General features: G+C 39.9%; 14 protein-coding genes. All 14 read right to left on the bottom strand.

Going from position 1 to position 15376, the window contains the following annotated elements; all coding sequences use genetic code 11:
* Positions 1-276: an RNA-binding S4 domain-containing protein gene (locus ACSU6B_RS25020; protein ID WP_088084933.1), complete on the bottom strand. Its 276-nt coding sequence runs from the start codon at positions 274-276 to the stop codon at positions 1-3.
* Positions 277-294: 18 nt separating this feature from the next.
* Positions 295-1761 (bottom strand): nucleoside triphosphate pyrophosphohydrolase, encoded by a 1467-nt coding sequence (gene mazG, locus ACSU6B_RS25015; protein WP_410889038.1) that lies wholly within the window; start codon positions 1759-1761, stop codon positions 295-297.
* A 2-nt stretch (positions 1762-1763) separates the two neighbouring features.
* The gene (locus ACSU6B_RS25010; protein WP_410889037.1) at positions 1764-3374 is read right to left on the bottom strand and encodes a putative polysaccharide biosynthesis protein; all 1611 of its coding nucleotides are present in this window, start codon (positions 3372-3374) and stop codon (positions 1764-1766) included.
* A gap of 162 nt (positions 3375-3536) precedes the next feature.
* Positions 3537-4073, bottom strand: a complete 537-nt coding sequence (spoVT, locus tag ACSU6B_RS25005; RefSeq protein WP_214717308.1) for a stage V sporulation protein T — start codon at positions 4071-4073, stop codon at positions 3537-3539.
* A 239-nt stretch (positions 4074-4312) separates the two neighbouring features.
* On the bottom strand, positions 4313-7858 hold the full coding sequence (gene mfd / locus ACSU6B_RS25000; RefSeq protein WP_410889035.1) for a transcription-repair coupling factor: 3546 nt from the start codon (positions 7856-7858) through the stop codon (positions 4313-4315).
* Positions 7859-7954: 96 nt separating this feature from the next.
* The gene (locus tag ACSU6B_RS24995) at positions 7955-8185 is read right to left on the bottom strand and encodes an anti-sigma-F factor Fin family protein (RefSeq protein WP_168241463.1); all 231 of its coding nucleotides are present in this window, start codon (positions 8183-8185) and stop codon (positions 7955-7957) included.
* A gap of 145 nt (positions 8186-8330) precedes the next feature.
* Positions 8331-8891 (bottom strand): aminoacyl-tRNA hydrolase, encoded by a 561-nt coding sequence (gene pth, locus ACSU6B_RS24990; RefSeq protein WP_098933560.1) that lies wholly within the window; start codon positions 8889-8891, stop codon positions 8331-8333.
* A 174-nt stretch (positions 8892-9065) separates the two neighbouring features.
* A complete protein-coding gene (locus ACSU6B_RS24985; RefSeq protein ID WP_215000049.1) occupies positions 9066-9695 on the bottom strand; it encodes a 50S ribosomal protein L25/general stress protein Ctc in 630 nt (209 codons plus the stop codon).
* Between the two features lie 159 nt (positions 9696-9854).
* Entirely contained in the window at positions 9855-10811 is a 957-nt protein-coding gene (locus tag ACSU6B_RS24980) for a ribose-phosphate diphosphokinase (RefSeq protein WP_214717310.1), read from the bottom strand.
* 23 nt (positions 10812-10834) lie between these two features.
* On the bottom strand, positions 10835-12208 hold the full coding sequence (glmU, locus tag ACSU6B_RS24975) for a bifunctional UDP-N-acetylglucosamine diphosphorylase/glucosamine-1-phosphate N-acetyltransferase GlmU (RefSeq protein WP_410889032.1): 1374 nt from the start codon (positions 12206-12208) through the stop codon (positions 10835-10837).
* A gap of 206 nt (positions 12209-12414) precedes the next feature.
* The gene (gene spoVG, locus ACSU6B_RS24970) at positions 12415-12705 is read right to left on the bottom strand and encodes a septation regulator SpoVG (protein WP_003347151.1); all 291 of its coding nucleotides are present in this window, start codon (positions 12703-12705) and stop codon (positions 12415-12417) included.
* Positions 12706-12858: 153 nt separating this feature from the next.
* Entirely contained in the window at positions 12859-13233 is a 375-nt protein-coding gene (locus ACSU6B_RS24965) for a RidA family protein (protein WP_168241459.1), read from the bottom strand.
* 199 nt (positions 13234-13432) lie between these two features.
* Entirely contained in the window at positions 13433-14260 is an 828-nt protein-coding gene (gene purR, locus ACSU6B_RS24960; protein ID WP_215000053.1) for a pur operon repressor, read from the bottom strand.
* 56 nt (positions 14261-14316) lie between these two features.
* Positions 14317-15186: a 4-(cytidine 5'-diphospho)-2-C-methyl-D-erythritol kinase gene (gene ispE, locus ACSU6B_RS24955; protein WP_410889030.1), complete on the bottom strand. Its 870-nt coding sequence runs from the start codon at positions 15184-15186 to the stop codon at positions 14317-14319.
* Between the last annotated feature and the right edge of the window lie 190 nt (positions 15187-15376).

Raw genomic sequence — 15376 nt, 5'->3', positions numbered from 1 at the left:
CTACATTGGGAATTCTGTGGAGCCAATTCTTTCTTCATTGATAATCGTATACATCTCTGCTGCTTCCTCTTTGCGGGTGGTATCCTGGATCCGGTCAATCCTTGCGGTAACTTTTCTTTGCCCCAGTCGGATTGTTAATTCATCCCCGACTTTAACCGTTGAAGAAGCCTTGGCCTCTTTCCCATTAATTTCGATTCTCCCTTGATCAGACACCTCTTTTGCTAAAGTCCTTCTTTTGATTAATCGCGATACTTTCAAAAATTTATCTAGACGCATGCGTAAACTCCCCTTTTTCTAAAGTCCTAATAATTTTGCTTCGTCCCAGTATAGGTCGAGTTGTTCCAGTGTATGTTCTTCAAAAGTCCTGCCACTGTCCTTTACTTTTTCCTCGACAAATTGAAAACGGCGTGTAAACTTTTCATTCGTTTCGAACAATGCTTCTTCTGGATGGATCTTTAAGAACCTGGCAACATTGACAAACGCAAATAGTAAATCGCCAAATTCCCCCTTAGCCCGTGCCATGCCCTCGTCTGTTCCGTCTAATTCATTCACAAATTCTTCGAGTTCTTCTTTCACTTTCTCTAACGCAGGTGTGATTTCCTGCCAATCAAAGCCAACCTTTGCCGCTTTCTTTTGCAATTCATACGCTCTTAATAAATTCGGCAGGGCCATTGACACTCCTTCAAGTAACGAAGCAGGTACTTCACCCTTTTCTAACTTCTTAATTTCTTGCCAGTTTCTTACTACTTCCTCGGCATTATCCGCCTGACCATTTCCAAACACATGGGGATGGCGGCGAATCATTTTCGCTGATAAACCTTCAATAATGTCATCAATCGAAAAATAACCATCATCTTCACCGATTTGGGCATGGAGCATGACCTGAAGCAGTACATCGCCCAGTTCTTCGATTAAATGGTCAATATCTTCATGGTTAATTGCGTCAATTACTTCGTAGGTTTCTTCTATTAAATATTTTTTTAAGGATTCATGGGTTTGCTCTCTATCCCACGGGCAGCCAGTTGGACTCCTAAGTTCAGCAATAATTTCCCTTAATTTTGAAAAATTCTTCAATAGGATTTGTTCCTCTTTCACTGGCGGAATATAAACGGACGTCAGATTGTTAATCGATACATTTCGGTCCAATTCAAACAATGGAACTTTTTCGATTATTTCTTGACTGCTCCCTGCCGCTGTAACGATATAAACCTGATAATCATCTGGTAATTTTTCCATTAAGGTTAATTTAACGTTAGAGGAAACAAATTGGTCATATACTTGGCTCACAATCATATGTTGGTCAATTTGCAGTTGTGCTACGTTGAGTAATGTCCCATCAAGTAACTGAAACCCTTCAATCGGGTCAATCTTTAACGAGGTAAATAAGGCATCAATAAAACTTTGTCCCCCGCCAATGCTTATTTCAATATCCCTTGTTGGACCATACGCCAAAAGAAGCTGCACAGCCCGCTCTGCTACTAGTGGATGTCCTGGGACGGCATAAACAATCGTCTCGCTTTCTGCCTTTTGCAACAGCGTCTCGACAATTTCTTCATATACTTCCTCGAATTGATCGTGTTTTTCATAGATTGAATCAAATGAAGTATACCTTAATCCTTCTTTCTCCAACTCAGAGACCACCGGATGTTCCTTCGTCCGCAAAAATAACGAGTTTGATTTAAGTAACTTCTTATATACACCAACAGGAAGTTGTTCCAAATCTCCTGCACCTAAGCCTAGAATTTCAATCCTTCTTACCATTGTTAATTCCTATCCTTTCGGGCCAATAATTTTATTAATGTACTTCCAAATGGAAATAGCGCCAATTCTTCCTCACGAAAGACTTTGCCTCTTATAATAATCAATAAAAAGAGGAAACCACCAACGATTACCGCGCTTAACGATTGAAAGACAGCTTCGATTCGACCATAATCATCCGAGCCGAACATATATAAATAAACCTTTAAAAAGAGGACCATCGATGCGGTGGCCATTATGATCGTTCTCCAAAAGTGAAGGGAGAATAGCGAGATCCGAACAACTTTTTTAAATTGAATGAATAGCAGAGCTGTGACCATTCCCAGCGAAATAAGTGATGAAATGGCAGCACCCATTGTTCCATATAAGGGTACCAAATAAACATTTAGGATATATTTTAACGGAAATATACATGCAACTGCGATGGCAGGAAATAGCAGCACACCCATGCCCTGCATAATGGCGATAATCGTTGCGGTTAGCGACGTAAACAAGATCACAAAACTCAATACCCCTAACACCGCTGAACCAGCTTCATTTTCAAACAGCATCGTGTTAGTCGGTTTAATGATCGCCCATAGACCTGAAGAGGCACCTAAACCGAAAATGATACTCACTTTAAGAGCTACTTGAATTTTGTGTTGTAAAAATTCAGGTTTGTCAGCCAACCGCTCTCTAGTGATTAAGGGAACAAGGGTTAAAGACATGGAGGTGGCAGCAATAGTTCCTAACTGGATTAATGGCTGTCCACGGTCAAATATCCCCTTAAGGCTTTTAGCCACGTCTCTATCAATCCCGCTTCCAACAAGCAGGGAGTAGAGATTCAAAGCATCGGCTAATTGGATAAATATCATGAGCATTCCGCTAATACAAATCGTGAGACCCTGATAGACAAGGGCCTTAAAGATCTTTTTTGCATCGTTTGCATATCTTTGAAACATTCCTTGCCTTGGTGCTACTACCTTCCATTCTTTACGTATCCATAGAAACATAAACAAGATAATTCCTGAGATCATACTGCCGGTAATCGAACCAAACATGGCCCCACCGCCGACAAGATAGAGGGAATAACCCTTTTCTATAAAAAGAGAGGCCAAAAAGAGAATCGTCAATACTCGTGTGGTTTGTTCCCCCACCTGTGATAGTGCCGTTGGGACCATGTCCCCAATCCCTTGGTAATAGCCTCTCAGAATCGACATCATTGGAAAAAACAAAAACACAATCGAGACTACCCTTAATAGAATCGAGAGATGGGGGTCATTCATCCAAACAGCGATTGCTTTTGCACCAAAGTAAAGAATAAGGAAACAGATAAAACCAAATAATTGCAAATAAATAAAGGATACAAAAAGAAGCAGGCGTGATTTTTCGTCATCACCTTTTTGTTTCTGCTCCGCATAGAGCTTTGAAATGACGACTGGGAAGCCTGTCGTCGAAAGGACAATGGCCATCCCATAAAACGGATATACTTGCTGATATATGTAAAAGCCAATATCTCCGACAATGTTTTGAAAAGGAATTCGATAAAAGGCACTTAAAATTTTTGTAATAAGGGCCGCAAGCATTAGAATAAAGGCTCCTCTAAACAGAGCCTTTGATTGATTCACAGACTTCATTCATTCACCTACTAAGAAAAGCGCAAGCGCCCGTTTAGCGCTGGAGCTAGATAGAAAATACAAACTCGAAGGTAATTATATCATGGGGAGTTCCCATTTAAACTAAATAAAAAAGACAGCAATGGCTGTCTTTTTAAAATTTGTTAAATAGGATTAGTTCTTTTATGACTCCATTTGTCGAGCTAAGAAACCAGCTGCTGTTTCAACAGCCTTCTGCTCCACTTCGCCAAGAGTTCCTTCTTTAGAAAAAATGATAACTGCCCCGATTGGATCACCATTTGCAATAATAGGGCCGATCGTATATGAAGTTATTGCTTCTTCATTTCCATCCACTAAGGCGATATCACCCTTTTGAGTGAACAGCAATGAATTTCGTTCTTCCATTGTTTTTTCAACTACATCACTAATATTTTTATTTAAGTACTCTTTCTTAGAACCGCCTGCCATTGCAATAACGGTATCTCTATCACAAATTAACACAGGGTTCCCGAGGCTATCGAAAAGTGCTTCCGCATATTCTTTGGCAAAATCACCCAATTCACTTATAGGTGAATACTTTTTTAAGATGACTTCTCCGTCTCGATCAACGAAAATCTCTAACGGATCCCCTTCGCGGATACGCAAAGTTCTGCGTATTTCTTTAGGAATGACAACACGACCCAAATCATCGATTCGACGAACTATTCCAGTTGCTTTCATCCAATGTTGCCTCACTTTCATCTGATGATTATTCAACTTGGCGATGACGGTTTTTCCTTTTATTGTAATCATCACCAACTTTGAACTTAGTATCTTTCATCTGGAAAGTTCTATACATAAACGTTATAATTTTTCAAATATATAACAATTATCCGAAATTGGATAAAGCAGGATTCCAGTGAATTGCTTGGACAAACCAACAAGCGAGCCACTTTCTACAAATGTTTAGAGGAATCCAGTTAATTTACTGGATTTTCATGACCCTTTTTTGCTTGGGACAGTCCCTTAACCATTTCAAAGGCAATATTCAGCCATTGTGAGGTTTTATAATCCTTGACCTTGATCACAATTTTCAGCCTAGGACCTTCCATTCCAGGGGTAACATTTCGGCCAAATTGGCTTCCAATATGAAAAATCTTACTTCCATCAATCGTGTTGGTAACCTGTTCATTCACTAAAATGGTTATTTCCTGTTTTAGCTGCTTAATTTGTTCCACCCCATTTAAAAGGGCATAAACCTTCATTTCAGCGATTTGGAATAGGCAGGAAACCTCATCCGGATATTCACCAAACCGGTCCAACATTTCCGCTTCAAGCTCTTCAATATCTGCAAGAGTTTCGGCCCCTCTAAAACGTTTGTACATCTCTATTTTTTGATGCCCATCCTTAATATATGTATCCGGAATGTAGGCATCAATTTCAAGGTCAATTTCTACTGATTTTTTTACAGCTGCTCCAGGCACGCCGATGTTAACCTTTCGCTCTTCAATCGCTTCTTTCAACATTTGCGAATAAAGATCAAAACCGACGGAGTCTATAAATCCATGCTGCTGGGCCCCTAGTAAATTTCCTGCCCCTCTTATCGATAAATCGCGCATCGCAATTTTAAATCCTGAACCTAATTCAGTAAATTCCTTGATCGCTTGAAGGCGTTTTTCAGCGACTTCTGTTAATACTTTATCTTTTCGATAGGTGAAATAGGCGTAGGCAACACGATTGGACCTTCCCACACGGCCACGGAGCTGATACAGCTGAGAGAGCCCCATGCGATCCGCATCAAAGACTATTAATGTATTAACATTCGGTATATCCACACCTGTTTCAATAATGGTCGTACTAACAAGAACATCAAATTCGCCAGCTAAAAAGCCAATCATCACCGCTTCTAATTCATTTTCTGTCATCTGACCATGGGCAAAGGCCACCCGCGCATCGGGGACAAGCATCGATATTTCCTCAGCTTTGCGTTCAATGTCTTCCACTCGGTTATATAAAAAGTAGACTTGTCCGTCGCGGGCTAGTTCCCTTTCAATCGCTTCCCGCACCAGAGATCCATTATATTCCATCACATAGGTTTGGACAGGAAAACGATTTTCAGGCGGTGTTTCAATAACCGATAAATCTCGGACTCCGAGCATCGACATGTGAAGAGTTCTAGGGATTGGCGTTGCTGTCAAAGTTAACACATCGACATTCGTTTTTAATTTCTTAATTTTTTCCTTATGGGTAACTCCAAACCGCTGCTCTTCATCAATAATCAGCAGCCCTAAATCACGATAAACAATATCTTTTGAAAGCAGGCGGTGTGTTCCTACGACAATATCAATCGTACCTGCTTTTAAACCTTTAATGGTATCCGTCTGCTGTTTTTTCGAGCGGAAACGGCTTAATAGGCCAATATTAATCGGATAATCTTGAAATCTCTCCCTTAATGTTTCATGATGCTGCTGAGCCAAAATGGTTGTGGGCACAAGAAAAGCGACTTGCTTCCCATCTGCGATTGCCTTGAAGGCCGCGCGAATAGCTACCTCTGTTTTTCCATAACCTACATCGCCGCAAAGAAGGCGGTCCATCGGACGTGGTCTTTCCATGTCCTTCTTAATCTCATGAATCGAGCGTAACTGATCATCTGTTTCTTGGTAAGCAAACGATGTTTCAAAATCTCTTTGCATATCGCCATCAGGCGAATAGGCATAACCCACAGCAGCTTCCCGCTCCGCATATAATTTGATTAAATCGTCGGCAATATCTTGAACAGAGGATTGAACCTTCTTCTTAACCTTTTTCCAGTCCGTTCCGCCCAGTTTATAAATTTTTGGCTCTTTTCCTTCTGAACCGACATACTTCATGACCAGGTCAATTTGTTCAACTGGAACATAAAGTTTATCTGTCCCCTGATAACGGAGATGGAGATAATCCTTATGAATTCCATTAATGACCAGCGTTTCAATTCCTAAATATTTACCGATTCCATGGTTCACGTGAACAACATAATCACCGATTTTAAGCTCTGAGTAACTCTTAATTCTTTCAGCATTTGATAGTTTTTGACGGTTAGTAGATTTTTTGACCCGTTTATTAAATAATTCTTCTTCGGTAATCACGGCTATTTTCTGGATCGACAGTTCAAAGCCCGTTTGCAGGTTTCCTTTCATAATCTGAACCCGGCCAGGTAACAGCTGCTGTTCACCCTTCGTCAAACTTGCAGTAATTTCATAGTCCTCTAGTACACGCTCTAATTTTTTTACCCGCTCTTCATCCGGTCCTAGAAATAAAATAGAATAATTGCTTTTCTTCCACCTGTCGATCTCTGCCTTTAATAAATGCATCTGCCCATGAAAGTTTTGCATTTGCTTACAGGAGACATTAATAATATTTTGCGGACTTGTATTGGCGACATGACGCAGAAACAAGGACATATAAACAATCGGTAATTCTCTTTTTTGCAGCAGAACTGAAAGGTCATGGGAAATATGTAAATCATGGATAATCTGGCCTGTGCCAAGTAAGCTTGTATACCATTCTGCCTCTTCTTTTACTAAGGAATCATTCATCTCTTGAACTCGGCTTATTTCGTCAATAAACACAAGGCCATTGCTTGGCAGATAGTCTAGTAAACTAGTAGCCCTATCGTAGGCTAGTGAAAGGTATTTAAAGACCTGGTCAGGCTTTTGACCGTTTTTCAACTGCTCCAATTCAAAACTTATATTTTGCGATAGCTGCATTTTTGCTTTATCATCTTTTAGTTTTCGAAGGCTTTTACCTAATCCGGTTTCAAGATGATCAATAATGCGGCTATAATTGTCTGCTTCTAACACTACTTCTGTTGCTGGTCCAATATGAACCTCTGAAACCTTCTCTTTTGAACGTTGATCATCAAGCGAGAAATAACGAATCGAGTCAATTTCAGTATCGAATAATTCAATTCGCAGCGGATTTGCTTCGGTAAGCGGATAAATATCAATGATCCCGCCTCTTACACTAAATTCCCCTGGAGTTGTGACCATTTCCGCTCGGATATAACCCATTTTTACAAAAGTATTTAAGGTTTTCTCGATTGTTATATCTTCCCCTAATTTTAACGAGAGCTGGTATTCTTTCCATAAAGACTTAGGAGGTACGATCTTCTTTAACCCTGCAATTGGGACAATTAATATTCCTTTATTATGCTTGCTCCAGTAGTTTAAAGCTTCAATTCTTTGGGCTTTTAATTCCGGGCTGGCAATGCTCATCTCAGCAGCAATTAACTCATTGGCTGGAAAAAGAAAAACATCTTTCTCACTTAATAGATTGACAATATCATCATAGAGTTTTTGTGCTTGTAATAGATTGTGGGTGACGAGCATGATCGGCCTTTGCGTTTGTTCGTAGATAGAAGCGGTTAAAACTGTTCTTGACGAACCCGATAACCCTGCAATCAACTGTTCCTTTAATCCCTCTTCCACTCCCGCGATCACGGAATGGACATCTTCCTGCTTTAGAAATAACGATTTTAAAGCTTTCAAGGTTTCTCCTCCCTCCTCAACAAAATTCATATTAAAACGTTCTTATGTTAGTAAATTATAAATAGAAAAACGCTTTGGACGGTACTCCAAAGCTGGTTAATGAATAAGGAAATCGTATTGATGGTAATCTGGATTCCGCTCTAAAGCTTCCTGACAGTCTTCACAAATGGCTGTGATGTGAATATCGCCGGACGAGTCATACGCAACCATTTCCAGTCTTTCTTGATCTGTTAATTTATGAAGACCGAGGCTTTCGCTGTGAATCGATGCTTTATCAATTGAACCAAGTTTGGTACCACAATGACGACAATGGTAATGGATAGCCACGCCTGTCCCTCCCTAATCTAGGATTCCTTATTAGTATTAACCTACTAGGAGGAACTTATTCATTAGATTAACCGCTCGTATGATGATCCTTCCATTTCGTTTTAATGCTTTATTGTATGACACAATGGCTTGTGTCATGAACAATTTACTGATTATATTCATTCATGACCTGTAAGAATGGCTTTTCCAGCCATGCCGAGCAGGCTTCTGCACTTTTCTTCACTGCATCCTCAGTTGGAGCCTTTTCGTCCGGATGAAAACGTCCTAGAACATAATCAGGCACACTCATTCCAGGTTGAGGGCGGTCAATTCCAATCCTTATTCTGTTGAACTGCTGCGTTCCAAGATGGGCTACTGTGGACTTAATCCCATTATGTCCGCCAGGGCTCCCTTTTTGTCGAAGTCTAATCTTTCCGACCGGCAAATCAAGATCATCATAAATTACAAGCAGATCTTCTATGTCAATATCATAATAATCCATCACAGCTCTGATTGATTCTCCAGATAAATTCATATAAGTAAGCGGTTTTAATAAAATTACTTTTTCACCACTATAAAAACCAATCCCATATAGTCCTTTAAATTTGGACTGGTTAAGTGGGATCGCAAATTTACTCGATAGAGCATCAATGACTTCAAAACCAATATTGTGTCTCGTCTGGTCATATTGTTTTCCTGGGTTACCTAAACCAACGATTAACTTCATCTGGGGTCCCACCTCTTCTGGCTTAGCCAACCTTTTAAATATTTTGCGAAACATAGATTTTTCTCCTATAAATATTTAATGCGATAAAAGACGTAACCTGAAGAAGATTACGCCTTCCAACTCTTAATTTACATTGTGCTTGGAACATTGTCTAGCCCAAGCGCGATTGCTTTTCTATTCCGGAGTGGTCTCTCTTCCTTCTTCATTATCAGGATGTCCCGGTGCTTGTTGTTCACCTGCATTAATTTCCTCTTCTTGCTTTGGTGGAAGGATAGATGCGACAACTTCATCATCCTCATGGTTGATCGTAAATGCACCTGCTGAAGGAATATCACCCATAGTTACGGTTTCGCCAACTTGCAGGTTAGCAATATCCACCTCAATTTGCTGCGGAATATTATCTGGAGTCGAAGTAATCGATATTTGGTGAATTGGCTGCTGTAAGACACCGCCATCTTTTACACCTGCAGCCTCACCTACTAGAACAAGTCTTACATCTACATTAATCTTTGAGGATTTATCGACTGCTAAGAAATCAACGTGAAGTATCTCTTTTTTAAACGAATCCTCTTGATATTCAGTTAAGATAACGTCTTGTTTGCTGCCTTCCACATCTAGTGAAATAATTCCATTTCTTCCCACTTGGCGGATTGTTTTTGTTAAGTCAGCTGAACTAACAAAAACCGGCTTATTGTCCACCTTGTTACCATAAATAATAGCAGGTATATTTCCACTGGTTCTAATTTTCTTTAGTGCGGAATGACGGAATTCCTTCCGTTCTTTTGCTTGTAGTACAGTACTCATGTTTAGTTACCCTCCTATTTTATCAAAAACTGTCTATATAAAAATGCCCCAAAAGAGGGCGGTCTAAACATTTTTTTGGACTGTTTGTTCCAAAATAGGTAACTATACATAAGCAAAAGTAGGATCTGACCAAAGAGGCCAGACCCTTCATTCTTATCATCAATCAAACAAAGTACTTACAGATTGCTCCTCATGAACACGAATAATCGCTTCACCAAGCAGTGGTGCTACAGATAAGTTAATAATCTTATCAATCTTTTTCTCTTCTGGAAGTGCAATGGAATTAGTGATCACTAATTCTTTAATTTTTGAATTTTGAATTCTTTCGATTGCAGGACCCGATAAGACCGGATGGGTACAGCAAGCATAAACTTCTGATGCACCGTTTTCAATTAAAGCGTTCGCGGCAAGTGTGATGGTTCCAGCTGTATCGATAATATCATCAATTAAAATCGCCGTTTTCCCTTCAATGTTACCTACGATATTCATCACTTCAGCCACATTTGGTCTTGGGCGGCGTTTATCGATAATCGCAATTGGAGCTTTCATCCGTTCCGCTAATTTCCGAGCTCTAGTTACGCCGCCATGATCTGGAGAAACGATGACAATATCGCCATTGAATTCTCTAGTTTTAAAATAGTCAGCTAAAATAGGTACACCCATTAAATGATCCGTAGGAATATCAAAGAATCCTTGAATTTGTGGTGCGTGCAGATCAAGACAGATCACACGAGTGGCTCCTGCCGTTTCAAGCAGGGTTGCCACTAATTTAGCTGTAATCGGCTCACGAGCACGTGCCTTACGATCCTGACGTGCATAGCCATAGTATGGCATCACAATATTAATCGTTTTAGCAGAGGCCCTTTTTAATGCATCAATCATGATTAATAATTCCATAATATTTTCATTAACAGGTTGGCTAGTCGACTGGATGACATAAACGTCACCACCACGAATACTTTCTTCAATATTAATTTGGATTTCTCCATCACTAAATCTTGTGACAGAACATTTACCTAATTCTACACCGATGACTTTAGCAATTTCTCTTGCAAGGGGACGATTGGAATTTAAACTAAATACCTTAAGATTTGGGTCTAAATATTGATTCGACATAATAGCCTCCTAAATTTCTTAGCCTATTTCTTTAGATTAAGCTTTTGAACGTAATTTTCCTTATTCACTTGCTTTGCTCGGGCAATCGATAAGGCCTCACTTGGTACATCTTTTGTAATCGTTGAACCAGCGGCCACATATGCACCCTTCTTAATCGTAACAGGAGCAACTAGATTTGAATTGCAGCCAATAAAGACTCCATCTTCTATTTTTGTTAAGAATTTATTTTTACCGTCATAATTCACTGTAATCGAGCCACAGCCAATGTTTACATTGGCACCTACTTCAGCATCACCAATATAGCTTAGATGGGAGGCTTTGCTTCCTTTTCCAAAGAGAGCCTTTTTAATTTCGACAAAATTGCCAATCTTCACTTCATCCTGAATCGCTGATTCTGGACGAATATGGGCAAATGGCCCAATGTTGACTTGAGCACCGATCGAGCTATTATGGGCAACTGATTGACGGATTACCGTTTCAGCGCCAATTTCACATGAAACGATTTCAGAGTTTGGTCCAATCTGACATTCTGCTCCAATCACTGTTTTGCCTTTGATCATCGTTCCTGGATAGATAACTGTATCCTGCCCTATTTCAACCTCTGTTTCTATATAGGTGTTCGCCGGATCAATAATCGTTACCCCATTCCGCATATGTGCTGCATTTGTACGGCCACGCATAATTCGTTCTGCTTCCGCTAACGCCACGCGGTCATTCACACCTAATGTTTCTTCAAATTCATCTGTTTGGAAAGCTGTGACAACTTCCCCTTGATTTTTTAGAATTTCTATCACATCAGGTAAATAATATTCCCCTTGAACATTTTCATTTGAAACGTTCTTTAAGGCTTCAAATAATGCAAGATTATCGAAGCAATAAGTACCAGTATTGATTTCATTAATCTTTCTTTCCTCTTCAGAGGCGTCTTTATGCTCAACAATTTTTTCAACTAAGCCTTTTTTATTACGAATGATTCGGCCGTATCCTGTTGGGTCTTCAATTCTCGCTGTGAGGATGGTAGCTTTTGCAGCTAACTCTTCATGATGTTTAAACAGAGACTCCATCGTTTCAGCCTTGATTAGAGGAGTATCCCCACAAACAACAATCGTCACTCCTGCTTTCCCTTCGAGCAGGCTCTGTGCCTGACTAACAGCATGGGCAGTACCTAACTGCTGATCTTGTAGAGCATACCGACTGCTATCGCCCAGCTGTGCTTGCACCATTTCTGCCCCATGACCAATAATTGTGACAACTTCTTGTATATTAAGCTTCATTACTTGGTCAACCACGTGTTGTACCATTGGTTTTCCGCATACCGGGTGTAATACTTTATAAAGCTTTGACTTCATCCGCGTTCCTTGCCCTGCAGCCAAAATCACAGCATAACGATTATGCATGTTCAAGTCCTCCAATTAACCTTTTTATCCATTAAAAATATTAACGTAAATGGGCGTTCTTTTCAAGGTATGTGAGGGAATAGTCTAATTTTGTAATAATGAGTTAATTTATGAGTAAATAAGAATGGAGGGAATAAAGGGGAGGGGATTAACTAAAAACAATAAAAAGAGCCTTCATAGAAGAAAGGCCCTAGTTGTAAAAATCCTTAGGAAGCTCCGGCTTCTTCAAATTCTACTTCTAATTCACCTAGACGGTGGTACTCAGCCAAAACAGCTTCTTGGATTTTACCGCGCGTTCCTGAATTAATTGGATGCGCAATGTCACGAAATTCTCCATCTGGAGTACGTTTGCTTGGCATAGCTACAAATAAACCGTTGTTCCCGTCAATAACACGAATGTCATGAACAACAAACTCATTGTCCAAAGTGATTGATGCAATCGCTCTCATGCGTCCATCCGTATTAACTCGGCGTAATCTTACGTCAGTTACTTCCATGTGCTCACACCCTTTTCTGATATAAAAAGCTAAGTAATTAAATTCAACAACTTTTTCAGAAATCCTTCTTTATATTCAAAATATTTTAGAAAATTTAGGGCAAAATAGTGAACAATTGTAAACACAGGAGTAAATTAACAGAAATTAACTAAATTATTTAACCAGTGCGACAACTTCAATTTCAACTAAAACATCTTTTGGTAAGCGGGCAACTTCGACACATGAACGAGCGGGTTTATGGATCGAGAAATATTCACCATATACCTCGTTTAGTGAAGCGAAATCATCCATATTTTTAATAAATACAGTTGTCTTAACGACTGTTTCAAAAGACGCACCAGCAGCTGTTAAAACTGCCTGTAAATTTTGAAAAACTTGGTGAGCTTGTTCTTTAATATCGCCTGTTACCAAGGCTCCATCAGCTGTTAATGGAATTTGCCCTGAGCTATAGAACATATTATTTACAGTAATTCCTTGCGAGTATGGGCCAATAGCCGCCGGTGCTTGATTTGTTTGAACTGTTTTCATCCTAATTCCCTCCATCTATTTATTAGGCTGTGTTAAACTTGCCTGTTGATTTCCGCTCCAGGCACTTCGCTTTTTGCGGGCGGTCGGTGAGCCTCCTCGGCGCATTCGCGCCTGTGGGGTCTCACCCTGACCTGCTAGTCCCGCAGGAGTCTCGTGCCTTCCGCTCCATTCAACAGGGTTAGAAAATCAACAATAATTACTAACACAGCCATTTATTAAAGTAATTTCCAGCTTGAACATTAATCTTTTTTTCTTTCACATTTACATCAGATAACTGGACGAGGGAAATATATTCATCGACTAGACGCTCCTGAATTTTTTCTGCCTCTACTAAAACTGCAATTCCAGCCAGATGCCCATTAAATTCTTCAAGCATGCTGATCATTCCCATGACAGTTCCGCCAGCCTTCATAAAATCATCGACAATAAGGACCCGTGAATCCTGTTTCATGCTCCGTTTTGAAAGGACCATGGTTTGGATTCTTTTGGTTGAACCGGACACATAATTAATACTTACTGTCGGTCCCTCCGTTACTTTACTATCTCTTCGGACGATGACAACTGGAACATTCAACTGACTTGCTACAGCATAGGCAAGAGGAATTCCTTTTGTAGCAACGGTCATGACTACGTCAATTTTTGCATCTGTATAGGCAGAGGCAATAATGCGGCCCGCGTTTTGCACTACTTGAGGATTCCCTAATATATCAGTTAAATATAAATATCCACCAGGTAAGAGCCTGTCAGGTTTAGCAATTAATTCACACAATTCATTGATAAAAGGTGCTGCTGCTTCTTGACTTACTTTTACAAAGAACTTTACCCCGCCTGAAGCCCCTGGCACTGTTTGTATGGTCCCAATTCCTCTTTTTTCAAACGTCTCTTTGATAATACCCAAATCTTCACTAATCGATGATTTCGCAGATGAATAACGATCTGCAAAAAAAGTTAGCGGAACTAGTTGCCGAGGATGATCTAGTAAATAATTTGTCATATCAATCAAACGTTCACTGCGGCGAAATTTCATAACATGCCCCCAAAAACACGAATATTCTAATTATAGAATACCATTTTCGTACGTTTTTAATCAAGTGAGTGCCGTTCCCCTAACATGCGGACCGCAAATACTTGGTCACAGAATCCTCTTAATCCATTATAAATTCGATGCATTCTTGAATCATGCTGAACAATTCCAAAAACAGTTGGACCGCTGCCGCTCATTAATACGGCATCTGCACCAAAACGCTTCATTTGTTCTTTTATTAATGCAACTTCAGGGTGAAGGTTTAAGGTAACATCTTCTAAAACATTCCCCACGTTTGTACATACCTTTTGGTAATCATGTTCATTTATCGCTTCAATCATTCCCCGAATGTTTGGATGGGTCATTTTATTGGTATCTAGTCTTCGGTATACTTCAGCTGTTGAAACCCCAATAAAGGGCTTCGCAAGGATCACCCAACATGTCGGCGAGGCAGGTAATTCGGTAATCATTTCCCCTCTGCCCTTTGCCAAGGCAGTACCTCCATAGACACAAAATGAAACATCTGATCCAATTTCGCTTCCTAGTTCGGCCAATTCATCCATTGTTAAACCGAGATTCCAGAGTTTATTTAAACCTCTTAAAGTGGCAGCAGCATCACTGCTTCCCCCCGCAAGTCCAGCCGCAACGGGAATCGTTTTTTCAATCGAAATCAGCACACCTTTTTTTACATTAAATCGATCCTTCAAGAGCTGTGCAGCTTGAAAGGCTAAGTTACGCTGGTCATCAGGGACATAGCGATTGTGAGAATGAATATGTATTTTATCATCGTTTAATAACGATAATTCAACCCGGTCAGCCAAATCAATTGTGGTCATAATCATCTCCACCTCATGAAAACCGTCTGATCGTTTGTGTAAAACATCTAATGCTAAATTTATTTTGGCCGGGGCTTTTACTAAAAGCTTCACTACGTCCACCTACTTCTTTATTGTCCAGTTCCAGCGCTAAACGGGCGCTTCCACTTTTCTTAGTCCGGAAATCCACATTTTGTCCTATTTTACCACAAAATGATAAAACTAAGACGTGAGATATGATAAATCCTATCAAATTTCATATTTTATTATTAGATTTATAAGAAAAGGGTCATAAATTGGAGAA

Source organism: Neobacillus sp. C211, from assembly GCF_051842875.1.
Classification (GTDB): Bacteria; Bacillota; Bacilli; order Bacillales; family Cytobacillaceae; genus Neobacillus.
The sequence above is the reverse complement of the archived record's forward strand: the minus strand, read 5'-3'. Positions and strand labels throughout refer to the sequence as shown.